We start from the raw sequence: 21,145 nt of genomic DNA, 5'->3' as shown, positions 1-21,145 counted from the left end.
GTGACGCTCGACTGTCGCTAGAAGGCGCGGCGTCCCACAGCCGCGCCAGGTGTATCATCAGCGACGATCCTTCTCCCTCCCTCCCGATCTGCGTCGCTGCGCTGTACCGCTTCACGCCATTCGACGATCTGGAAGCCAAGCGCACGGCGCTCGCGAAGATCTGCTGCGCGCATGGGATCAAGGGCACGCTGCTGCTCGCCCGCGAAGGCATCAATGGCACGATCGCGGGCTCCGATGATGCCATTGCGGCGGTCCTTGCCGAGCTGCGCAAGCAGCCCGGCTGTGCCGATCTGGAGGCCAAGCTATCGCGGGCCGCCCGCATGCCCTTCCATCGGATGAAGGTGCGCATCAAGCGCGAGATCGTCACGATGGGGGAGCCCGGCATCGATCCATCGGCCGGCGTTGGCCATTATGTCGCGCCTGAGGACTGGAATGCGCTGATCGCGCAGCCCGACGTGATCCTGATTGACACGCGCAACGACTATGAGGTCAAGGCCGGAAGCTTTGCCGGCGCCATCGATCCCGAGACGCGTTCATTCAGCGACTTTCCGGCCTGGTTCCGGGGGAAGCGCGACGAATTGCTTGGCGACAAGGCTGCGCCCAGGGTCGCCATGTTCTGCACCGGCGGAATACGCTGCGAAAAGGCGACCGCCTTCCTGAAGGCCGAAGGTATCGACGACGTCTATCACCTGCAGGGCGGCATCCTCAAATATCTCGAGACGGTGCCAGCCCAGGAGAGCCGGTGGGAAGGCGAATGCTTCGTCTTCGACGAACGGGTCACGGTGGCGCACGGCCTGGCGCCTGGCAGCTATCAGCTGTGCCGCGGATGCCGTCATCCCATCTCCGCGGAGGATCTTGCCTCGCCGCTCTATGCGGCCGGCGTGAGTTGCCCGGCCTGTCATGCCGATCGGACGGAGGCACAGCGCAGCGGCTATGCCGAACGGGAGCGCCAGACCCGGCTCGCCGAGGCGCGCGGCGAGCTGCATGTGGGCGCGGCGCGGCCTGCCCGGGATGGGTGAAAGGCCGGTCCTCTACAGCTTCCGCCGCTGTCCCTATGCCATGCGGGCGCGGATGGCGCTGATCGTCAGCGGCACAATCTGCGAACTGCGCGAGGTCAAGCTCTCGGCCAAGCCCACGGAGATGATCGCAGTGTCGCCGAAAGCCACGGTGCCAGTGCTCGTCCTGCCTGACGGCGAGGTCATCGATCAAAGTCTGGACATCATGCGCTGGTCGCTTGCGCGTCACGATCCCGAAGGCTGGATGGACGGCGACGACGCGGCGCTGATCGCCAATAATGACGGACCCTTCAAGCATCATCTGGATCGTTACAAATATCCCGGCCGCCACGGCAGCGATCCGCTCGAGCATCGAGCAGCCGGGTTGGCGATGCTCGCACGCTATGAAACTGCCTTGGCGCGGCAGGTCGACTTGCGCGGCCCACGTCGCACGCTGGCCGATATCGCAATCATGCCCTTCGTGCGGCAGTTTGCCGAGACCGATCGGCAATGGTTCGACCTGCAGCCGCTACCCGCGTTGCAGGCATGGCTCGCGCGCCATGTCGAATCCGCTCTGTTCGAAGCCGCGATGGCGCGATTTCCGCCTTGGGTTGCCGGCCAAGAGCCGGTTCTGCTGTGCCGGTCCGGATAGGCGTGGCCTTATAGCCCATCAATACCGTCCGGCGGCGCGACCACGATCGCATCGCTTTCATCGCCAGCGCCGTTGGCGGCGCTCAACGGTAGAAGCATCAGATCGAGCTTCAGCGCGCCCATTTTGCCGTCCCGAGCCGCGCGGAGCATGTCGACGGCGGCCAGAGCCCTTGTGTCACGGTTGAAGACGGTAAAATATTGTGATGTCGGTTCATCAGTGACCGAATGCGTTTCCAGACCCAGCGACGCCGCGGCGGCGTTGAAGATATCCATGTCCCGCTGCGAGCCGCTGACAATCGCGCCCCTGACGAAGTAGATCGGCTCCCCGAAAGTCGAACGAGCGACGATCGTCGTGCGGCGATCGCCCGCCAGCGGCGTGACGGTAAGTTCGGGCCAGGGAAACCAGTTGGCAAAGCGAGCGAGATCGGCGGTCAGGTCGTTTTTGGCCGGCGCGATCGCGATATAGGTGATCATCCATTCCTTGGCGATCGGGCAGAACAGATAGGTCTCGATCTTTTGCCCACCGTCGCGTTTCGATTTCGCTTCGAAGGATGAGCGCCTGCCCGATCCTTCGGAGTGCAGGGAAGGCAGGGCGACCGGTCCGACACTGACTCGCCGGGCGCGATACTCCTCTTTCATTTCCTCGTCGAAGCTGGTGGAATGGTTGGTGCACACCTCGGCCTCGACTTGCGCGTTGCGCGCTCCCGGAAGAATATAAGGGGCAGGATAGATCTCGACGGTCACGCTCATTTCGTGACCGGCAGAGCTGGTGTCATATTGCGCGGCGACGTGAAGACCATCCGGCGAAATCAGCTGGAGGGAGCTGCGCTGGAATGGCCCGATCGCCAGCGGGAACATGAAGCCGCTGCCGACATGCTGGTAGTTGGCGGGAGGGGCGGTCCCGGTCGTGGTCGTGGTCGAGGCCGCGGCTGCCGAGGCCACGAGTACCATCGAGATGATCACCATCCAAATATGCTTCATAGCTGCCCCCGCTGATCAGGCCGCGACTTCGGTCGACGTTTTGATCCCTATATGTTCCATTTGCTATGACTGCCGTCACGATGCAAGCCCCGTCTTACCCATATCGGTCGCCATCCGGTGACTGGACTCGCGCGCCGTCCCCCATTATCGGCTCCCCATGACAGCCCAGCTTCCCGCCTCCGTCGCCCCGAAGCCCAGCCAGCCGCACGACTCGATCCTGATCGTCGACTTCGGCAGCCAGGTCACCCAGCTGATCGCCAGACGCGTCCGCGAGGCCGGCGTGTATAGCGAGATCGCCCCGTTCAACGCCGCCGCGGCCGCATTCGAGCGGCTGCAGCCGAAAGGCGTGATCCTGTCCGGGGGGCCGTCGTCGGTCATGTGGGACGACAGCCCGCGCGCGCCGCAGGAGATATTCGAGGCGGGCGTGCCGGTGCTCGCGATCTGTTACGGCCAGCAGACGATGGCGCATCAACTCGGCGGCGTGGTCGCGCCATCGGACAATCGCGAGTTCGGCCGCGCCTTCATCGACGTGGTCGACGACTCGGCGCTGTTCGACGGGCTCTGGAAGATCGGCGAAAAGCATCAGGTCTGGATGAGCCATGGCGACCGCGTCGAGGTGCTGCCGCCAGGATTCAAGATCGTCGCGAGTTCGGAAGGCGCACCCTTCGCCATCGCCACCGACGAGAAGCGCCGCTTCTATTCGATGATGTTCCACCCCGAAGTGGTGCATACGCCCGATGGCGGCAAGCTGTTGGCCAATTTCGCGCGGCACGTCTGCGGGCTGGCCGGCGACTGGACGATGGCGGAGTTTCGCGACACCAAGATCGCGGAGATCCGTGCCCAGGTCGGCGACGGCAAGGTCATCTGCGGCCTGTCGGGCGGCGTCGACTCGGCGGTGGCGGCGGTCCTGATCCACGAGGCGATCGGCGATCAGCTGACCTGCGTGTTCGTCGACCATGGCCTGATGCGGCTGGAGGAGGCGGACCAGGTCGTGGGCCTGTTCCGCGGTCATTACGGCATCCCGCTGGTGCATGTGAATGCGGAGACCCTGTTCCTCAACGGGCTCAAGGGCCTCACCGATCCCGAAGCCAAGCGCAAGTTCATCGGCAAGACCTTCATCGAGGTCTTCGAGGCGGAAGCGCGCAAGATCGGCGGCGCCGATTTCCTGGCGCAGGGCACGCTTTATCCCGACGTGATCGAAAGCGTCAGCTTCACCGGCGGCCCCTCGGTGACGATCAAGAGCCACCACAATGTCGGCGGCCTGCCCGAGCGGATGAACATGAAGCTGGTCGAGCCGTTGCGCGAACTGTTCAAGGACGAAGTCCGCGAACTCGGCCGCGAACTCGGCCTGCCGGAGATATTCGTCGGCCGCCATCCCTTCCCGGGGCCGGGTCTGGCGATCCGCATCCCGGGAGAAGTCACCAAGGCGCGCTGCGACATCCTGCGCAAGGCCGATGCCGTCTATCTCGACGAGATCCGCCGCGCGGGGCTCTACGACGCGATCTGGCAGGCGTTCGCAGTGCTGCTGCCGGTCCGCACCGTCGGCGTGATGGGGGACGGCCGCACCTATGACTATGTGTGCGCGCTACGCGCCGTCACCTCGACGGACGGCATGACCGCCGACGTCTATCCGTTCGATTCGTCCTTCCTCAGCCGCGTCGCGACCCGCATCGTCAACGAAGTGCAGGGCATCAACAGGGTGACCTACGACTATACGTCGAAGCCTCCGGGAACGATCGAGTGGGAGTAACCGGAGTATAGTTTCGGATACTGCGCGAGACTGTGTCCTAGTGTAGGCGGCTCACACATCTCGATAGATACCGAATAATGCCCGCTTGTGGTGCCGCCCACGCTTTGGATTGATCGGGGCCGGACGCGCCATCACCGCTCCTGTCGAACTAGGCATGATGATGCTCAGGGACTGCGGCCAGGCCCTGAATCCTCCGCCAATGTCGTTACCCGCCCGAGCAGCCGGCGCGCGATGCGGGAGCGAAGGCGGTTCCAGAAGCCGGGCGGTGGCGGCGGCAGCCGGCTGCGCGCCGGCTTGGTCACCGAACCTGGCAGTTCGAGGAGATATTATGCTTGCATAATATTGAGGCGAATACTCAGCGGCGGCGCTTCACCATCCTGAGGGTCGGCCAGTCGCCGAGGACGATGCGATCAGCAAGATACATCCCCTGGCGGCGATAGGCCCGGGCCACGGCCTCGGCCTGGCTGTCGAGCAGGCCAGCCAGGATGAGCGAGCCGCCGGGCAGCACGGCGCCGGCGAAAATGGGCGCGAGTTCGATCAGCGGGCCGGCCAGGATATTGGCGATCAGCAGATCATAGGGCAACCGGGCCCTCAGCCGGCGGTCGGCCAGCCCAGCCGCGACCACCAGTTCGACCTGACCGCGCCCCCGGCCGACGCGGATACCATTGGCCGCCGCGTTCTCAGCCGTGACGTCGATCGACACCGGATCGATGTCAGATGCGATCAGCTTCGCCGCCGGCCACAGCGATCGCGCCGCAAAGGCAAGGAGGCCGGTGCCGGTTCCCACATCGGCGATGTCGGCGAAACGCCGGCCGTTGCGCTTCATCCGGTCGAGCATCATCAGGCAGCCGGTGGTGGTCTCGTGATGGCCGGTGCCGAAGGCACGGCCCGCATCGATGACGAAGCCGGTCGATCCTTCGGGCACATGATCGGCATTGTGCGGCGTGTGGACGAAGAAGCGGCCGGCGCGGATCGGCTCGAGACCCGATTGCGACAGCGTCACCCAATCCTCTTCGGGGATGTGGCTGATCTCGGGCATGGTCCCCGCGGCGCTCGGCACCAGCGCCATGGTCAGATCGATCAGGGCCTGGGCGGGCTTCCCTTCGACATAGACATCGAGCTGCCAGGCGTCCGGCCGGGCAGGATCCGGCTCGCTCGTCATCAGTGTCGGCTGCGGATCGAGCAGCGCGATCTCGACGACGTCTCCGGCAAGCATCTCGGCCTCGGCCTTCGTGCAGGGGAGGGTGATCTTCCAGCTGCCGGCGCGATCCGGCGCGAACGGGAAGCCGGTTACCTCATCGCCTCTCGGCTCCCTGCGTTTAGCGGACATAGCTTGCTCCATTGATGTCGATCACCGCTCCGGTCATCGAAGCGGGTGCGTCGAGCGCGAGGAATTTTACGGTATCGGCGACTTCCAGCGGCTCCGCCACGCGGCCGAGCGGAATGTCGGCGAGCAGCTTGTCGCCGCCCCGGCTGGAGAGATAATCCTCCGCCATGCCGGTCATCGTGAAGCCCGGGCACAGCGCAAAGGCCAGGATGCCTTCTGCGGCATAGCCGCGCGCTATCGTCTTGGTCATCGCGACCATGCCGGCCTTCGAGGCGGCATAATGCCAATGCGACGGACTATCGCCGCGATACGCGGCGCGGCTGGCGATGTTGATGATGCGGCCGCCGCCATGGCGCCGGAAATGGAGGACGGCGAGGCGGCACAGTTCAGCCGATGCCGTAAGGTTGATCTGCATCGTCCGGTTCCACGCCTCGGTCCAGGAAGCGTCGGGTGCGTCGATCGAGGCGGCCTCGAAGATGCCGGCGTTGTTGACCAGTACGTCGATGCGGCCATCGAGCTGGGCCAGCGCCTGATCCCAGATCCTGCGAGGTGCAGTGGGATCGAGCAGATCGGCCGCAAGTGTGCTGTCATCGCCATCGCTGGAGCGGTGGCCGATAAGTCGGACATCCTCTCCGGTGAAACGGTCGACGATGGCCTTGCCGATGCCGCGGCTGGTGCCGGTGGCGAAGATCGAAATAGTCATGGCGGCGGGATAGGGGCAGTGGGCTGCGGGGGCAACGACGGGATGGCGGCCCGTGCCTTAATTGGCCTAGCAGCCCCTGGCGGCCTTCAATCTTACGTCGTTCCGTTCTGTTTCATCGCCAGCCAGATGACATGGTGCGCGCCCTTGACCCCGGTCGCCCGCACCTTGATCTCATCGACAGCGAAGCCCCCGCGCTTGAGGCGCTCCGCGAAGACCTTGTCCTGATAGGCCGACCATATGGCGAGTACGCCGCCCGGCGTAAGCGCAGCATGGGCGGCGCGCAGCCCATATTTGCCATAAAGCCTGCCATTGTCCGGATGGATCAGCGCATCGGGCCCATTGTCGACATCGAGCAGGATGGCGTCGAAGCCGGCGCCCGCTGCCGCGATCGTCTCACCCACGTCGCCGATCCTGACGGTAACGCGCGGATCGTCGAGGCTGTCGCCGAAGAGATGGGCCAGAGGCCCGCGCGCCCAATCGACGATCGTCGGCACCAGCTCGGCGACGACGACCTCTGCCTTGGGCGGCAGTACCGCGAGCGCTTTCCGCAAGGTGAAGCCCATGCCGAGCCCGCCGATCAGAAGGCGCGGCCGCGACCGGTCCTGAAGCCGTTCGCAGGGGAGGGTGGCCAACGCTTCCTCGGATCCCCGCAACCGGCTGCTCATCAGTTCATTACGGCCGAACAGGATCATATGATCCTGGCCGCGACGCATCAGGCGTAGCTCGCCGTCGGTTCCTGGGATCCGAGCAGTATCGACCAATTCCAGCGGAATCATGCTCGCTACCTAGCGCGCCTTGCGGGCGGCATAGCGGGCATCGCGGGCCGCCTTCTTCTCGGCTTCAGTCTTGGGAACGGGCTTGCGCGCCTCAGCTTCGGCGGCGCGCGCCAGCTTGTCCGCCTTGGCCTGTGCGATGGCGGCTCGCTTGGCTGCGCTCGCCTCGATCTTGGCGGCCTCGCGGGCGGCCTGTGCCGCCTGTCGCGCAGCAACCACCTCGGGATCGAGGGCCGGCTTTTCGCGCAGCTTGACGAGCGCGGTAGTCTTGGCCTGGTTGGCGCGGGCGAGGCGTTCCTGAAAGCTGTCCTTAAACGGCGGCATGTAGATATTTTCCTGGTTGATGTGATGGGCTGGAGAGAGGGCGACGACGTGCGCCGCCACATGGCATGCGGGCCCCATAGCAAAGATTTGCGCCTTAGGGCTGATTTAATGCGCGGGTGCTCATTCGCCATGCTATCCCGCCCCGTCCTTGGCCAGCAGCGAGCAAAATGTGATGAACGACCAGCCCCCCGATGCTTCGTCGACGAGCGGTGCGCTCGCGGTCTGGCTGAAGCTTGCCGCGCTGCTGGCGGGCCTGAGCGCGTTCGGTTTCCTGGTCTTCTGGGGCACCCGGCTGGGACATGGCGGCGGCTGACCGCCAGTCGACAAGAACGTGCCGCGATAAGCGTCGATCCGTTCGCCTGTTACAAGCGTGTCGATCGGCCGCTGATCAGCTTTCGCCAGTCCGCATCGGGATCTTGTTCGGCAGCTTCTTGCCCTTGGTGCGGCGCGACGGCACCTGCACCGGGTTCTTCTTCTTCCAGTCGCCCCAGCGCATCGGACCTTCCGGGGTGTCGATGATGCGGTCGTCGAGCGAGTCGGTCATGGTCCAATCCTGTGTTGCCGCTGTTGCGTGATCGGCCAGCGTAGCGGATCGGCGCGCGTCTTTCGACGAACATCTTGCCCGGTCGACGACTGCCACATTCCGGCGTTGAGCTGGTTCCGCCCGTGGCGCACCATGGTTCCTCAACAAGGGAGAGACGGCTCATGCGTTTCAAGATGATGTTCCCCGCGCTGGCGGGGGCAATGCTGCTCCTGGCCACGGCGGCGCAGGCGGGAACGCCGGCCTATCTATCCGCAGCGGTGTCCGCCAGCGGGCGCCCCGCCCAGGCGGTCGCGCTCGACGCCGGCCGCAAGCCTGCGCAAGTGCTTGCCTTTCTTGGCCTCAAAGCTGGCATGGCCGCGGCCGACATCATGACCGGCTCCGGCTATTGGGCAGAGATCATGGCAACTGCGGTTGGGCCGAAGGGCAAGGTCACGGCCTTCGAACCGGCGCAATTCTATAACGATCCGGACGAGCAGAAGGTGTGGAAAGCGCTGACCGAGCGACGCCCGGACATCGACTTCGTGCGCTATCCGTTCGAGGCATTCACCGCCGGCGGGCGCCAGTTCGATTTCGTGATCATCAACCTGAACTACCACGATCTATACTGGGAGTCGGCGAAATATGGCATACCCCGCACCGATCCTCGGGCTTTCCTCAAGGAACTGTTCGCCGCGGTGAAGCCCGGCGGCGTCGTCGGCATCATCGATCATGTCGGGCCGGCGGGAGATACCCGCGCGCTGGTGGACAAGCTTCACCGCATCGATCCATCGACCGTGAAGGCCGATTTTGCCGCCGCGGGATTCCGCTTCGAAGCCGCCAGTCCGTTGCTCGCCAATACCTCCGACGACCATCGCAAGCTTGTGTTCGACCCGGCCATACGCGGAAAGACCGACCGTTTCCTCTACCGGTTCCGCAAGCCGAAATGAGCAAGTCGCATGAACAGCGCCGCCAGCTATGACCTGACAATTGTCATACAGGGCGGCGCGGTGAATGTCGCGACGGATCATTTGTCTGCCTGATGACGCGTTTGGAGGCGCCGGTTGCCCGGCGCCTCCTCGTCCGGCTCGTCAATCAGTCCCGGTCCCAATAGTCGCGCCGGTCATGTCGATCATGGCGACGCTCGTGGCGCCAACCATGATGCCGGCCGCGATCCCAACGATCGCGATCCCAACCGCGATAGCCGCGGTCATAGCGATAGGGGTAAGCCCGGCCATATCCATAGGCGTAGGTGGGATAGCCATAGCCATAGGCATAGCCGTAAGGGCTTCCATAATAGCCTCGATCATAATGGCCGCTTGAGATGCTGAAGCTCACGATCTGGGCCGGGGCTGCGGCGGGAATGACGGTGGCGGCAAGCGCCGCGGCACCGATCAGGGCAGCTTTGATACGCATCGCTACTCTCCTCATATTGTACAGGCGTTGGGAGACCAGTAGCATCGGGGCGATGAGGCCGCGCTGAATGCCGCCGAAAGCTCCCGTTCATCGCATACCCATTCTGACTCACGTAATTCCGCGTATTTCCTTGAGTTAGACTAATGTTGTACCTATCTTGGATTAGCCACTCGGGGCTTGGATCAAAGGGAAGCGCGCATCGGCGCGCAACCAACAGGCCTCGGAGCGGCAACAAGCCTGCCCCTCGCAGGGGACGGAGAGGATAGATTGCCGATCACCCGCGTTCGCGAGGCTGACAAAGCAGACGAACGGACCATCGATGCTCCGATCGAGCGCCCTGACGAAAGTCTTGCGCCCCCCCACCCACGATTGCCCGGGCAGAGCCGATACGCTGACCCGCCCGATGTTCAGAAGGCGCCGCGGGCGCTGCGGCTGCTCCTGATCATTGGATCCCCGGTCGTGCTCTGGAGCCTTATCTATCTCGCCATAAGGGCGTTATGAGGCGCCGCTTTCACGGGCGCCCGATCGACGTATAGGCGAAGCCTGCGGCCTGCATCTGGTCGGGACGATAGATGTTGCGCAGATCGACGATCGTCGGGCTCTTGAGAAGCCGCTTCACCCGCTCCAGATCGAGCGCACGGAACTCGTTCCATTCCGTGACGAGGACAAGCACATCGGCGTCCTGCATCGCGTCATAGGCATCTTCGGCGAACTCGACATTCTCGAGCATCTTCTCGGCCTGGTGCCGCCCCTCGGGATCGAAGGCGCTGACCCGCGCGCCGTTGTCCTGGAGGACGCGTACAATGTCGATGCTGGGTGAGTCCCGCATATCGTCGGTATTGGGTTTGAAGGTCAGGCCAAGCAGAGCGATCTTCTTGTCCGCCACCGATCCGCCTGCCGCAGTGATCACGCGCCGCCCCATCATGCGCTTGCGCTGATTATTGACGTCCACCGTCGCCTTGACGATCTGCATCGGGCTCTCATGGTCCTCGGCGGTCTTGAGCAGGGCGGTCGTGTCCTTGGGGAAGCAGGATCCGCCATAGCCGGGACCGGCGTGCAGGAATTTGCCGCCGATGCGATTGTCCATGCCGATGCCGCGCGCGACATTCTGGACGTTGGCGCCCGTCTTCTCGCACAGGTCGGCGATTTCGTTGATGAAAGTGATCTTGATCGCGAGGAAGGCGTTGGCGGCGTATTTGATCATTTCCGACGTCTCGGTCTCGACGAACAGGATCGGGACCTCGCGCAGCGACAGTGGGCGATAGATATTGCGGAGCACCGCTTGCGCGCTCTCGCTCGAGGTGCCGCACACGACCCGGTCGGGCCGCATGAAATCCTCGATGGCGGACCCTTCGCGGAGGAATTCGGGGTTCGACGCGACATCGATCGTCATATCCGGCCGCGCCTTGGCGACGATGGCCGCGACATGCTTGGCGGTCCCTACCGGCACCGTCGATTTCGTCACCATCAGGCAAGGTCGGGTAATCGATTCCGCAACCTGCTGGGCGGCGGCATAGACATAGGACAAATCCGCATGGCCATCGCCGCGGCGCGAGGGGGTTCCGACCGCAATGAACACGGCGTCCACGTCGCGGACACCTTCCTTGATGTCGCTTGTGAACTTGAGACGGCCGAAGCGGCTGTTGCGCTTCACCAACTCATCGAGGCCCGGTTCGAAGATCGGGATCTCGCCCTGTTTGAGCTTCGCGATCGTCGCTTCGTTGATATCGACGCAGGTGACCTCATGGCCGAACTCGGAAAAGCAGGCCCCCGAAACCAGACCGACATAACCCGTGCCGATAATCGCTAAACGCATGTTCGCTCCTTATTCATGACCTTTCCTCCGAAAGCATATCCGTGGATCATGCCGTCGGTGCGTGACGGGCGTTATGCGCCACGTCACGATGGATCGGTCCGTTGGTCTGTGGATTGCCGGATGCGCGGTGGCTACGCAACATGCCATGCCAATCTTATGCTGCTGAGCATGTCATGGATCATGCGGAAAGGGGCGACGCGATGCGCCGATGCGCGCCGATATTCGAGAGAAACCGCGCCGGTCCAGATTGCCAGCGTCCCGATCTCAGAAGCTGCCTCTTGCCAGCAGCACGGCCGGAACGGTCATCGCCAATATGCGAAGGTCGAGCCCCAGGTTCCTGTTGCGCGCATAGCTGACATCCAGCGCCACGCGACGGCGATAATGGATGTTGTTTCGCCCGCTGACTTGCCACAGGCCCGTGATGCCCGGCTTGACGCTGCTATATTCGGCGAAATAGCGGCCGTAGCGCGGGATTTCGCCCTCGACGATCGGACGGGGGCCGACGATGCTCATTTCCCCGCGCAGCACATTGATGAACTGCGGCAGTTCGTCGATGCTCGTCCGGCGCAGGAAGTTGCCGATCCGCGTAATCCGCGGATCGCGACGAAGCTTGAAATCGCGGGCCCATTCGTCGCGGGCCGCCGCATCGGTCGCCAGCAGGTGGCTGAGCCGCTGCTCTGCATCGACGACCATCGACCGGAACTTCAGGCAGGGAAAGGTCCGGCCATCACGGCCCAGCCGCCGGTGAGCAAAGAATATGGGGCCTGGATCCACGAGATATACGAGCGCCGCCACGATCAGCATCAGCGGTGCGAGAAAGATCAGAAGCCCCAAGGCGGTGACGATATCCAGCGCGCGTACCGCCAGGGCATCGAACTGGGCCGATCTGCGCGCAGTATTCCTGTCATCGGCCATGAAGCTAATCCTTTGAATCGCCCCCGATTCAATATCAGCAAGCATATCCACCCCATTTTTGCTGCGTTGCGGAATACTAGCCTACCCCTGATGGCATCGCTTCGATAGACGATCAACGACTTGGCGACCAATTGACCGATACAAGAGGCTGGCTGAGAATTCACGCCGATGTAACATTCGCTAATTTCCGCCGATTTCTCGGCGTGATTCGATCGTTGGCTCCGCACTGAGGTTGTGTTCGTAGGCGAAACGATGTTCCACCAACAACTATTAAGGGTAGGTTAACCGCCCTGATTTTATTTCGCAACTGCGAAAAATAGCGCTCTGGTTGCGCCGTGTACATGCTGGCGGGGATATTCCGGAGGCTTTCCGCCGCTGGCGCGTCGAGTATCGGGGCCCCGTTACTCGACTGTCACCGACTTCGCGAGATTGCGTGGCTGATCGACATCCGTGCCCTTGGCGACCGCGACGTGATAGGCGAGCAGCTGGACCGGAATGGCATAGACGATCGGAGCGATCAGCGGATGCACCTTGGGCATCGTGATCGTTGCCATGCAGCCTTCGCCCGCCGCGGCGATCCCGTCATAGTCGGAGATCAGCACCACCTTGCCGCCGCGCGCCTGGACTTCCTGCATGTTGGACACGGTCTTCTCGAACAGCGGGCCCGAAGGCGCGATCACGATCACCGGTACATTCTCGTCGATCAGGGCGATAGGACCGTGCTTCATCTCGCCGGCGGCATAGCCTTCGGCGTGGATATAGCTGATTTCCTTGAGCTTCAGCGCGCCTTCGAGCGCCAAAGGATAATCGGTGCCGCGCCCCAGATAGAGCACGTCGCGCGCCACCGCGATCACGCCCGCCATCGACTCGATCGCCTGATCATAAGCCAGCGCGCCGTTGATCGCGGCCGGAGCCTCGGACAAATGGCGGACGATTTCCTTTTCCTCGCGGACGCTCAGGCGCCCCTTGGCGCGCGCGATATTAGCCGCGAGCGCGGCGAGGACCGCCAGCTGGCAGGTGAAGGCCTTGGTGGAGGCGACGCCGATCTCGGGTCCGGCATGCGTCGGCAGCAACAGGTCGGCTTCGCGCGCCATGGTGGAGGTCGGCACATTGACCACTACGGCGATCTTCTGTCCTTCGGCCCGCGCATGGCGCAAAGCCGCGAGCGTGTCCGCGGTCTCACCTGACTGGCTGATGAAGAGCGCGAGGCCGCCATCCTCCATGACCGGCTCGCGATATCGGAATTCAGAAGCGACATCGAGGTCCACGGGTACGCGCGCGAATTGCTCGAACCAGTATTTCGCAACCATGCCGGCATAGAAGCTCGTCCCGCAGGCGACGATCGTGACGCGGCGGATCGCACTCAGGTCGAAGTCGGGAATGGGGAGCGATACCTCACCCTCGAGCCGACGGAGATAGGATTTGAGCGTCTGCGCCACGACAATCGGCTGCTCATATATTTCCTTGAGCATGAAGTGGCGGTGATTGCCCTTGTCGATGGTCAGGTTCGAAACCCCCGAATTGACCACCGCGCGGTCGACCGGCTGATCCGTGCGATCGTAGATCTGGGTCTTCTCGCGGGTGATGACGACCCAGTCACCCTCCTCCAGATATGAAATCTGCTGGGTCAGCGGCGCAAGCGCGAGCGCATCCGAACCGAGATAGGTTTCGCCATTTTCGCCATAGCCGACAACCAGCGGCGAGCCGAGCCGCGCGCCGATCAGCATGTCCGGATCCTGCCGGAACAGAATCGCAAGCGCGAAGGCACCGTGCAGCCGCTTCAGATTGGTGCGTACCGCCTCGACCGGATCGATTCCCGCCTCGACATCCGAGGAGATGAGATGGGCGACGACTTCGGTGTCGGTCTGGCTCTCGAAGACCCGCCCCTTGGCGACGAGTTCGTCGCGCAGCGGCTTGAAGTTCTCGATGATGCCGTTGTGGACCAGGGCAACCTCGCCGGTTGCATGAGGATGGGCGTTGTCCTGGGTCGGCGCACCATGCGTCGCCCAGCGGGTGTGGGCGATGCCGATCAGGCCGGCGAGCGGTTCGGCCTCCATCTTGCGGGCGAGATTGTCGAGCTTGCCCTCGGCGCGGCGGCGATCGAGCCGATTATCGTGGATGGTGCAGACGCCGGCCGAATCATAGCCGCGATATTCGAGCCGGCGAAGACCTTCGACGAGACGGCCCGCCACGTCCTGCCTGCCCACTATGCCGATAATGCCACACATCGACGAACGCCCCACTTACCCGCGATTCCAGCCCGCCGATGGTCAAAGCACTATTAACCGCGGCTGACAATGCGGGAGCAGTATTGCCACTTCTGTCGCTACCCAGCCCGGTCGGCAGGCGGATGCAGCCTTTCTGAAGGGCCGGTGGGAAAGAAGTGAATTCCGGTCGGCATGATCGGGAATCACCTCGTCGCTTTCTTCGCCTTCATCGCCTCGCGGAAGCGCCCGGCCCAGCCCGGTCGCGTCTCCTGCGTGCCGCGTGCAACTCCCAGCGAATCGGCTTCGACATCACGCGTGATCACCGATCCTGCCGCGACGATTGCTCCGCTGCCGATGGTGACGGGGGCGACCAGCGCGCTGTTCGATCCGATGAACGCGCCTTCACCGATGGCGGTGCGATATTTGAGGAAGCCATCATAATTGCAGGTGATCGTGCCGGCGCCGATATTGGCCTTCGCTCCTACATCGGCATCGCCGATGTAGGATAGGTGATTGGCCTTGGCGCCCGGGCCGAAGCGGCCGTTCTTGACCTCCACGAAATTGCCGATCTTCGCGCCCTCGCCGATGTCGGCGCCGGGCCGCAGCCGAGCATAGGGGCCGATCTCCGCGCCGCTGCGAACCGTTGCGCCCTCGATGTGGCTGAAGCCATGGATGGTGACGCCATCGCCGATCCGTACCTTTGGGCCGAAGAAGACGTTCGGCTCGATCACGACGTCGCGGCCGATGACGGTGTCGTGGGCGAACCACACCGTCTCGGGGGCAATCAGGGTGGCGCCGTCGGCCATAGCGGCGTCCCGCCGTCGCTTCTGCCATTCGCCCTCGACCAGGGCGAGTTCAGCACGGCTATTCACCCCCGCAACCTCCCAGGCTTCGGCCTCGATTACCGCCGACGAACGCCCGTCTGCCTTCGCGATCATGACGATGTCGGGCAGATAATATTCCTGCGCGGCATTGTTGTTGCCGACGCGGGCAAGCAGCGGCCACAGATCTGCGGCGCGCACGGCCATCAGCCCGGAATTGCACAGATCCACTGCGCGCTCGGCGGGGTTCGCATCCTTATACTCGACCATCTTGTCGATCATGCCGTCGTGCCGGACGAGAATGCGTCCATAAGCGAGCGGATCGGCCGGGCGGAAGCCGAGGACAACGCAGGCCGGCTGGTCCTCGGCGTTGAGCCGGTCGAGCATGCGTGCCATTGTTTCTGGCCGCACCAGCGGTACGTCACCGTAGAGGAGCAGCACGTCGCCATCGAAGCCGGCCAGCGCCGCCGCGCCCTGCTGGACGGCATGAGCGGTGCCGAGTTGCGGCTCCTGCGTAGCGACATCGACACCAAGCGGCGCCACGAAGCTCTCGACCTGCTCGCGCCCGGCGCCGGTCACCACGAGCTTCTTTGTGGCACCCAGCTGGTCGACGGCCGCGATCAGATGGCCGAGCATCGGGCGGCCTGCGATCGGGTGAAGCACCTTGTGGAGATCGGATTTCATGCGCGTCCCCTTGCCTGCGGCAAGGATCAGCGCGGCGAAGGAGCGCGTCTGCATCTGCGTCGTCTGCCACGAAGCGCTTGCCTTTTCCATATCGGCCGAGGATGGAGCGCGCGATGACAGCCGATTTCCCCTTCGACGTGGTCGCCTTCGATCTCGACGGCACGCTTGCCGACACCGCCCCCGATCTTACCGCCGCGCTGAACCATGCCCTGTCGGTGCTCGGCCGTCCGCCGGTGCCGGCCGAGGATGTCCGTCACATGGTGGGCCATGGTGCTCGCGCCCTGCTCCAGAAGGGGCTGGCGGCGACCGGCGAGATGACCGAGGCGCTGGTCGAGGAAGGTTTTCCCATCTTCATCGACTATTATCTCGATCATATCGCCGATGGTACGACGGTTTTTCCAGGCCTGAACGCGGCGCTGGATCAGCTGGCAGCGCGGGGGGTCAAGCTCGCGGTCTGTACCAACAAGGCCGAGTTGCTGGCGCGCCGATGCATCGATGCGCTCGGCTGGCAGGACCGTTTCGATGCGCTGGTGGGTGGTGACACCTTGACCGTGCGCAAGCCCGATCCAGCGCCGCTGTTCGAGGCGATTGCCAGATGCGGCGGGGGCCGCGCCGCCTATGTGGGGGACTCGATCACCGATACCGACACCGGGCGCAACGCGAATATCCCTACGGTTGCTGTGACCTTCGGCTTCTCGGACCGACCGCACGACCAGCTCGACGCGACCGCATTGGTCGACCATTTCGACGATCTCATCCCGACGCTGGAGCGGCTCGGGAAGGAGGAGAGCTGGCTGAGCTGCAACATCTGCGGGTCCACGGAATTCGTCGCGCGACAGCAGCGTGGCCACGTGCAGTGCGGGGATTGCGGATCGAACGAGCGTGCGCGGCTCCTGTGGCTGATGCTGGAGAAGCATGGCATGCTCCGGCCGGGTCTGCGGGTGCTGCATATTGCACCCGAAAGGCCGCTTGCGGAGCGCCTGCACGCGCTCTACGGCGATGGTTATGAGCCCGTCGACATTGATCCGGACCTCTATGATTTCGCACCCAACATCCGAAGGATCGATCTGGTCGAGGATGCTGCGCGTCTCCCTCCGGGACGTTACGACCTGATCCTGCATTCCCACGTGATGGAGCATATTCCGTGCAACATCACGGCGATCCTGTTCCATCTCCATCGAGCGTTGACACCGTCGGGCAAGCATATTTGTTGTGTGCCGATTATTCGCGGCGGCCACTATGGCGAGGATCTCGGTCCGATCGCTGAGTCCGAAGCTTTAATGAGATTCGGACAGGAAGATCATGTCCGCACCTTCGGCGGCGAGGATATCCAGCGAACGCTCGGCATGATCTTCGCGCTGCCAGATGAGTATGATCTTACACGCGAATTCGATGCGGCGACCTTGATCCGCCATGCAATTCCCCGCATCAATTGGCGCGGCTGGTCACCCAATTCCGTGTTGGTGATCGAGAAGGACGATCTTTTGCTGAGGCCGTGACAGTCGTCGCCCCAGCGAAGTCTGGGGCCTAGCACTCTCATACCAGATGTCATCTGACCGCGCGACGGACATGGATGCCAGCCTTCGCGGGCATGACGGCTTGGGTCAGCGACCCTCGAACCACAGCCGCACCGCCCGCTTCGGTCGAAGGGTCAGCCTGCTCACCGGTTCGGGCTTGGCGATATCCGGATAGCGCAGCCGGAACGCGCGGATCAGGCTGGCGAGGATGAGCATCCCCTCCTGCTGCGCGAAGCCCGCGCCGATGCAGATGCGGGGCCCCTTGCCGAACGGCAGATAGGCGCGGCGGCACGCTTCTGCTTCCTCCGGATCCTCAAACCGTTCAGGCGCGAAGGCGTGTGGGCATTTCCAGTTGTCGCGGTTGCGTTGGATCAGCCACGGCGAAACCACGATCATCGCCCCCGCCTGGACCAGCTTGTCGCGGAAAGTCGTCGGGGCGGTGACCTCGCGGACGAGAAAGCTGACCGGCGGATAGAGGCGCAGCGTTTCACGGAAGAGATTGCGGATGCCGTTCATCCCGCGGAGATGCTCGAAGGCGATCGGGTCTCCGCCCGTTTCCCGCTCGATCTCCGCGACCAGCGCCTCTTGCAGATGCGGGCATTCGGACAGCAGGTAGAGTGACCACGTCATCGCAGAGGCAGCGGTTTCATGGCCTGCCAGGAAGATCGTCGAGACCTGCTCCATGATCTTTCCATAGGTGAAGGATTCGCCAGTCCGCGGGTGACGAGCCCCCAGCAGCGACTGGAGGATGTCGTCTCCGGCCTGACCGCCATCGTGCCAGGCGTCGTAGCGCGCCTTCACGATGGGGCCGAAGACGCCGTGGATTTCTGCCGCGGCCCGTTTGGCGCGCCTGCGATAGCCCAGCATCGGAAGGCCGTAGAGCCGGAGCATCGCGCCCGGCTGGATATTCTTCTGATAGCGATGGAAGGAATGATAGATATGGTCGGCGCTCGACTGGTCGAGCTTCACCGAGAAGATGGTGCGATAGATGATGTCCGCGGCGACGTGGGTCATCAGCGGATCGACCTCGAGAGGCCGCGATCGATCGAGCGTCGCGATGTGCGCCAGCAGATCGTCGACCGCTGCCTGCATCGCCGGGAAGACGCGCTTGAGGTTCGTGTGCGCGAAGGCCGGGTTGACCATTTCGCGCTGATCTTCCCAGTCTTGGCCATTTGCGGAGAAGACGCTGTTGCCGATCAATGGGTCGAGCAGATCGTTGAGGAAGCGATGTTTCGGGAAGACCCTGTCCCTGTCGTCCATCACCCGATCGACCACCGACAGATCGTTGGCGATGAAGAAGTCCAGCTTGGGCAGGCGGATCTCGCCCATCTTCATCGTGTAGCTGCGGTCGAACAGCGTGTGGATCCAGCTGTTCCAGCCGGTCAGGAAACGCTTGAGCAGCGATGCCTTGCTCTTGTGCGGTATGGGGTAGGGGGGCGTGAACAGTTTCTGTCGCCCGTCATGTCCCTGATGATCAGGCATCGTTCTCGGCCTTGAATGCCTCGATCGACTGCTCGATCGGCCGCGCGCCCGAAGCTATCGCGATATAATCCAGCGGGGAGATCCGATCGAATGTCCGCAGATAATCGAAATGGGTCTCATATTTGTTGCGCCGGCGCGCCTGATAGCTGGCCGGATCGCAATATTTGAACCAGCGCGGGCTGGTCTGGAACAGGCGCGCCTTGCGCGGCCGAGGGCAGCTGATGCACGGATCGATGCCCGCTATGCAGGCGCCGTCGGTGATCGATCCGATATCGAGCCAGCGGAAATCGCCCTGGCCGACGGCATCCAGCAATCCGTGGAAGCGCTTGCTGTCCTTGCGGTTGCCGATGAGCGCGATGCATGAGCCCAGCGTTACCAGGCTGAAGCGATCCGGCAGCGCTCCGCCGCTGGCAGCGAGCAGACGGGCCATGATCGGCACCGCCATGATCGATCCGTTGCTATGGGTGACGAACAATATCTCGTCCCAGTCCTCGTCGAGGCTGGCGTGGATCTGATCGGAGAACTCGTCCATGCGGGCGTCGACGTCGGGGGGGAGGCGTTCGCCGGCCAGCGTGTCGTTGAAGATGATGAACCGCAGCAGCCAGAAGCCCTGGATCTTCTTCACCACGAACATCGCCACGGCGAGGCCGATCAGCGCGGCCGCGAGCAATCCCCAACGCCAGCCGAGCAGCGCGCCGAATGGCAACCACAGCAGGATGCCGAACAGGATAGGCAGCAATATCGTCGTTACGCCAGGATAGTAGAAGGCGAATTTGACGCCGAACGGAAAGGTCCGCACGATCGGCCAGTCGAGCAGGCGGGTGAAGTTCCAATAGGCCGCGACCGAACGCTTGAGCAGCGCCAGCGGGTTCTTCACCCAGTGGCTGCGCACCACATCGTCCCAGCCGAGGAAGACGTAGTCGGTCTCGCTGTCCTGGCTCTCGTCGCGGATCGTCCAGGCCGTCGAATGCGGCGGCTCGCGGCGGCGCTTGCCGACGCTGACCTGCCGGTCCGCAACCCGATTATACCCCTCCGCCTGCTCCGCGAAGAGTTGGTGGTAGAAGCGTGCACCCCTGGGATCGAAACCGCTGAGATAGAAGATTTTGCGCTTGAACGCCGGCATCGCCGCTGCTTACTCGCCTGATGGCTGACAAAGAGCGTCACTATTGCATCTTCATGGACGGCTCCAAGCATAATCGGAACGCCGGCTGCCGTGCCCATGACAATGCCTATGGCATATATGGCGGCGGCACCGAGCACGACCGCCGCGCCGCGGATCTGGCGCTCTATCGGCATATGCGCGCCAACCAGGACTGGCTGGCGCCGGTGGTGCTGTTCTTCACGACTTTCTACGGCTGGTTCTTCTTCAACTATCATGGTCGTCCCTGGCAGGGACAGCTGATCCGCAAGATTTTCCCGCGCTATTGAGTTCGGGCTGCGGAACAGTGATAACGTCCTGGGGCGAGCCCGCTGACGCGGGCCGTGGGGGATACTGAAATGGGCTCGGCTATCGGGGCGATCTATCGTCGTGCATATGGATTTGCGAGCGCCAATCCGGTGGTGATGGGATTGTTGCTTGCCTGGCAACTGCTGCGGCGGGCGCTGATCGTCTTTGGCAGCGTGCCCGCCGGCTACAAGCAGGCCTTCCTGATCGGCACGAACATCGTCGACACCGTCATCATGCTCATCGTCATGATCTACGCGCTGCGCTGGTGGCGCTTTCGTGGTGACCGCCACCATATGGTCCGGCTGAACCTTCGGGTCGCCTGGGGCGCCACGGTCATGATGGCGATCCAGCTGACGAGCAAATTCCTGCTCACCAGCCTCGGCGACGCGCTGGCCCCGCTCTATCGCACCGGGCGGATGTTCATTCCTGCCGGCGCCCTGCTGCTATGGCTGTTCATCTCGATCCCGTTCCTGCCCTGGTATGTGGCTCTGTTCACGGATGATCGTCGAATGACGCTGCGCAGGTCACTTGGGCACGCCCAGGCCGGCTGGATTCCCACCTTCGCCCTCGTGATCGGCGCGATATTGCCGCTGCTGGCGGTGGGAATAGGGCTTCGCCTTGGGCTCAGGCTGATCGATGACCCATTCGCATGGCTGTTCCGGATCGGCGAAGCCGCAATGGTTCCGGTCGTGATCGCAACCACCGCCTCGGCCTTCTTCGCCGCTTACCGGCGGGTCTATCGAGAGCCGGTGATGTGGGGAACGGGCAAGCTCGGTAACGCCTGAAGCAGCCGAGGTCGTCGAGCGCGCCGCGCCC

21 protein-coding genes are annotated in these 21,145 nt (G+C 63.5%); 8 read left to right on the top strand and 13 right to left on the bottom strand.

The window, feature by feature from the left end:
• Window positions 1-56: 56 nt before the first annotated feature.
• Together trhO and AC1DQK_RS15300 are read left to right on the top strand one after the other, a co-directional pair.
• The gene (gene trhO, locus AC1DQK_RS15305; protein WP_477872138.1) at window positions 57-1,019 is read left to right on the top strand and encodes an oxygen-dependent tRNA uridine(34) hydroxylase TrhO; all 963 of its coding nucleotides are present in this window, start codon (window positions 57-59) and stop codon (window positions 1,017-1,019) included.
• A complete protein-coding gene (locus AC1DQK_RS15300) occupies window positions 1,012-1,647 on the top strand; it encodes a glutathione S-transferase (protein WP_477872018.1) in 636 nt (211 codons plus the stop codon). The genes trhO and AC1DQK_RS15300 overlap by 8 nt, the downstream gene beginning before the upstream one ends.
• An 8-nt stretch (window positions 1,648-1,655) precedes the next feature.
• Here AC1DQK_RS15300 and AC1DQK_RS15295 read toward each other — a convergent pair whose 3' ends face one another.
• On the bottom strand, window positions 1,656-2,504 hold the full coding sequence (locus AC1DQK_RS15295; RefSeq protein WP_477872016.1) for a hypothetical protein: 849 nt from the start codon (window positions 2,502-2,504) through the stop codon (window positions 1,656-1,658).
• A 280-nt stretch (window positions 2,505-2,784) separates the two neighbouring features.
• Between AC1DQK_RS15295 and guaA the strand changes: the two genes are divergently transcribed.
• Window positions 2,785-4,377 (top strand): glutamine-hydrolyzing GMP synthase, encoded by a 1,593-nt coding sequence (gene guaA, locus AC1DQK_RS15290; RefSeq protein ID WP_477872014.1) that lies wholly within the window; start codon window positions 2,785-2,787, stop codon window positions 4,375-4,377.
• A 355-nt stretch (window positions 4,378-4,732) separates the two neighbouring features.
• Here the strand turns inward: guaA and AC1DQK_RS15285 are convergent, their stop codons facing one another.
• The 4 genes from AC1DQK_RS15285 to AC1DQK_RS15270 all read right to left on the bottom strand — a co-directional run bounded on the left by AC1DQK_RS15285 (window position 4,733) and on the right by AC1DQK_RS15270 (window position 7,504).
• Window positions 4,733-5,707 carry a 50S ribosomal protein L11 methyltransferase gene (locus AC1DQK_RS15285; RefSeq protein ID WP_477872012.1) on the bottom strand — a complete coding sequence of 325 codons (975 nt, stop codon included), beginning with the start codon at window positions 5,705-5,707 and terminating at the stop codon, window positions 4,733-4,735.
• Entirely contained in the window at window positions 5,697-6,407 is a 711-nt protein-coding gene (locus AC1DQK_RS15280; RefSeq protein WP_477872010.1) for an SDR family NAD(P)-dependent oxidoreductase, read from the bottom strand. Before AC1DQK_RS15280 ends, AC1DQK_RS15285 begins: the two co-directional genes overlap by 11 nt.
• A gap of 92 nt (window positions 6,408-6,499) precedes the next feature.
• The gene (locus tag AC1DQK_RS15275; protein ID WP_477872008.1) at window positions 6,500-7,183 is read right to left on the bottom strand and encodes a spermine/spermidine synthase domain-containing protein; all 684 of its coding nucleotides are present in this window, start codon (window positions 7,181-7,183) and stop codon (window positions 6,500-6,502) included.
• A 9-nt stretch (window positions 7,184-7,192) separates the two neighbouring features.
• Entirely contained in the window at window positions 7,193-7,504 is a 312-nt protein-coding gene (locus AC1DQK_RS15270) for a DUF6481 family protein (RefSeq protein ID WP_477872006.1), read from the bottom strand.
• Between the two features lie 172 nt (window positions 7,505-7,676).
• Here AC1DQK_RS15270 and AC1DQK_RS15265 point away from each other — a divergent pair, with 172 nt between their 5' ends.
• Window positions 7,677-7,817, top strand: coding sequence for a hypothetical protein (locus AC1DQK_RS15265; RefSeq protein WP_477872004.1), 141 nt, complete (start codon window positions 7,677-7,679; stop codon window positions 7,815-7,817).
• Between the two features lie 75 nt (window positions 7,818-7,892).
• Here the strand turns inward: AC1DQK_RS15265 and AC1DQK_RS15260 are convergent, their stop codons facing one another.
• Window positions 7,893-8,048, bottom strand: coding sequence for a hypothetical protein (locus AC1DQK_RS15260; protein ID WP_477872002.1), 156 nt, complete (start codon window positions 8,046-8,048; stop codon window positions 7,893-7,895).
• Window positions 8,049-8,209: 161 nt separating this feature from the next.
• Between AC1DQK_RS15260 and AC1DQK_RS15255 the strand changes: the two genes are divergently transcribed.
• Window positions 8,210-8,974 carry a class I SAM-dependent methyltransferase gene (locus AC1DQK_RS15255; protein WP_477872000.1) on the top strand — a complete coding sequence of 255 codons (765 nt, stop codon included), beginning with the start codon at window positions 8,210-8,212 and terminating at the stop codon, window positions 8,972-8,974.
• 145 nt (window positions 8,975-9,119) lie between these two features.
• Here AC1DQK_RS15255 and AC1DQK_RS15250 read toward each other — a convergent pair whose 3' ends face one another.
• From AC1DQK_RS15250 to glmU, 5 genes are all read right to left on the bottom strand, one after another.
• Window positions 9,120-9,440, bottom strand: a complete 321-nt coding sequence (locus AC1DQK_RS15250) for a hypothetical protein (protein ID WP_477871998.1) — start codon at window positions 9,438-9,440, stop codon at window positions 9,120-9,122.
• Between the two features lie 511 nt (window positions 9,441-9,951).
• Window positions 9,952-11,256 (bottom strand): UDP-glucose dehydrogenase family protein, encoded by a 1,305-nt coding sequence (locus AC1DQK_RS15245; protein ID WP_477871996.1) that lies wholly within the window; start codon window positions 11,254-11,256, stop codon window positions 9,952-9,954.
• A gap of 264 nt (window positions 11,257-11,520) precedes the next feature.
• Window positions 11,521-12,171 carry a sugar transferase gene (locus tag AC1DQK_RS15240; protein WP_477871994.1) on the bottom strand — a complete coding sequence of 217 codons (651 nt, stop codon included), beginning with the start codon at window positions 12,169-12,171 and terminating at the stop codon, window positions 11,521-11,523.
• Window positions 12,172-12,572: 401 nt separating this feature from the next.
• A complete protein-coding gene (gene glmS, locus AC1DQK_RS15235; RefSeq protein ID WP_477871990.1) occupies window positions 12,573-14,399 on the bottom strand; it encodes a glutamine--fructose-6-phosphate transaminase (isomerizing) in 1,827 nt (608 codons plus the stop codon).
• 182 nt (window positions 14,400-14,581) lie between these two features.
• A complete protein-coding gene (glmU, locus tag AC1DQK_RS15230; protein WP_477871989.1) occupies window positions 14,582-15,937 on the bottom strand; it encodes a bifunctional UDP-N-acetylglucosamine diphosphorylase/glucosamine-1-phosphate N-acetyltransferase GlmU in 1,356 nt (451 codons plus the stop codon).
• Between the two features lie 59 nt (window positions 15,938-15,996).
• On the opposite strand from glmU, the gene gph reads away from it, so the two are divergent.
• Window positions 15,997-17,382 carry a phosphoglycolate phosphatase gene (gph, locus tag AC1DQK_RS15225; RefSeq protein WP_477871987.1) on the top strand — a complete coding sequence of 462 codons (1,386 nt, stop codon included), beginning with the start codon at window positions 15,997-15,999 and terminating at the stop codon, window positions 17,380-17,382.
• Between the two features lie 105 nt (window positions 17,383-17,487).
• Here the strand turns inward: gph and AC1DQK_RS15220 are convergent, their stop codons facing one another.
• The gene (locus AC1DQK_RS15220) at window positions 17,488-18,882 is read right to left on the bottom strand and encodes a cytochrome P450 (protein WP_477871985.1); all 1,395 of its coding nucleotides are present in this window, start codon (window positions 18,880-18,882) and stop codon (window positions 17,488-17,490) included.
• Window positions 18,875-20,005 carry a hypothetical protein gene (locus AC1DQK_RS15215; protein WP_477871983.1) on the bottom strand — a complete coding sequence of 377 codons (1,131 nt, stop codon included), beginning with the start codon at window positions 20,003-20,005 and terminating at the stop codon, window positions 18,875-18,877. Before AC1DQK_RS15215 ends, AC1DQK_RS15220 begins: the two co-directional genes overlap by 8 nt.
• Window positions 20,006-20,025: 20 nt before the next feature.
• Between AC1DQK_RS15215 and AC1DQK_RS15210 the strand changes: the two genes are divergently transcribed.
• A complete protein-coding gene (locus AC1DQK_RS15210) occupies window positions 20,026-20,310 on the top strand; it encodes a hypothetical protein (RefSeq protein ID WP_477871981.1) in 285 nt (94 codons plus the stop codon).
• 69 nt (window positions 20,311-20,379) lie between these two features.
• Window positions 20,380-21,114, top strand: coding sequence for a hypothetical protein (locus AC1DQK_RS15205; protein ID WP_477871979.1), 735 nt, complete (start codon window positions 20,380-20,382; stop codon window positions 21,112-21,114).
• Window positions 21,115-21,145: the final 31 nt, after the last annotated feature.

This window comes from Rhizorhabdus sp. P4_G5 (assembly GCF_056401065.1).
The sequence above is the reverse complement of the archived record's forward strand: the minus strand, read 5'-3'. Positions and strand labels throughout refer to the sequence as shown.

Coding starts and splice junctions, on each gene's coding strand:
- AC1DQK_RS15215 (WP_477871983.1), bottom strand. CDS start 20,005: ATGCCGGCGTTCAAGCGCAAAATCTTCTATCTCAGCGGTTTCGATCCC.
- AC1DQK_RS15245 (WP_477871996.1), bottom strand. CDS start 11,256: ATGCGTTTAGCGATTATCGGCACGGGTTATGTCGGTCTGGTTTCGGGG.
- AC1DQK_RS15265 (WP_477872004.1), top strand. CDS start 7,677: ATGAACGACCAGCCCCCCGATGCTTCGTCGACGAGCGGTGCGCTCGCG.
- AC1DQK_RS15285 (WP_477872012.1), bottom strand. CDS start 5,707: ATGTCCGCTAAACGCAGGGAGCCGAGAGGCGATGAGGTAACCGGCTTC.
- gph (WP_477871987.1), top strand. CDS start 15,997: ATGACAGCCGATTTCCCCTTCGACGTGGTCGCCTTCGATCTCGACGGC.
- AC1DQK_RS15210 (WP_477871981.1), top strand. CDS start 20,026: ATGGCTGACAAAGAGCGTCACTATTGCATCTTCATGGACGGCTCCAAG.
- guaA (WP_477872014.1), top strand. CDS start 2,785: ATGACAGCCCAGCTTCCCGCCTCCGTCGCCCCGAAGCCCAGCCAGCCG.
- glmS (WP_477871990.1), bottom strand. CDS start 14,399: ATGTGTGGCATTATCGGCATAGTGGGCAGGCAGGACGTGGCGGGCCGT.
- AC1DQK_RS15255 (WP_477872000.1), top strand. CDS start 8,210: ATGCGTTTCAAGATGATGTTCCCCGCGCTGGCGGGGGCAATGCTGCTC.
- AC1DQK_RS15250 (WP_477871998.1), bottom strand. CDS start 9,440: ATGCGTATCAAAGCTGCCCTGATCGGTGCCGCGGCGCTTGCCGCCACC.
- AC1DQK_RS15240 (WP_477871994.1), bottom strand. CDS start 12,171: ATGGCCGATGACAGGAATACTGCGCGCAGATCGGCCCAGTTCGATGCC.
- AC1DQK_RS15275 (WP_477872008.1), bottom strand. CDS start 7,183: ATGATTCCGCTGGAATTGGTCGATACTGCTCGGATCCCAGGAACCGAC.
- AC1DQK_RS15280 (WP_477872010.1), bottom strand. CDS start 6,407: ATGACTATTTCGATCTTCGCCACCGGCACCAGCCGCGGCATCGGCAAG.
- AC1DQK_RS15220 (WP_477871985.1), bottom strand. CDS start 18,882: ATGCCTGATCATCAGGGACATGACGGGCGACAGAAACTGTTCACGCCC.
- AC1DQK_RS15300 (WP_477872018.1), top strand. CDS start 1,012: ATGGGTGAAAGGCCGGTCCTCTACAGCTTCCGCCGCTGTCCCTATGCC.
- AC1DQK_RS15260 (WP_477872002.1), bottom strand. CDS start 8,048: ATGACCGACTCGCTCGACGACCGCATCATCGACACCCCGGAAGGTCCG.
- glmU (WP_477871989.1), bottom strand. CDS start 15,937: ATGCAGACGCGCTCCTTCGCCGCGCTGATCCTTGCCGCAGGCAAGGGG.
- AC1DQK_RS15205 (WP_477871979.1), top strand. CDS start 20,380: ATGGGCTCGGCTATCGGGGCGATCTATCGTCGTGCATATGGATTTGCG.
- AC1DQK_RS15270 (WP_477872006.1), bottom strand. CDS start 7,504: ATGCCGCCGTTTAAGGACAGCTTTCAGGAACGCCTCGCCCGCGCCAAC.
- AC1DQK_RS15295 (WP_477872016.1), bottom strand. CDS start 2,504: ATGTTCCCGCTGGCGATCGGGCCATTCCAGCGCAGCTCCCTCCAGCTG.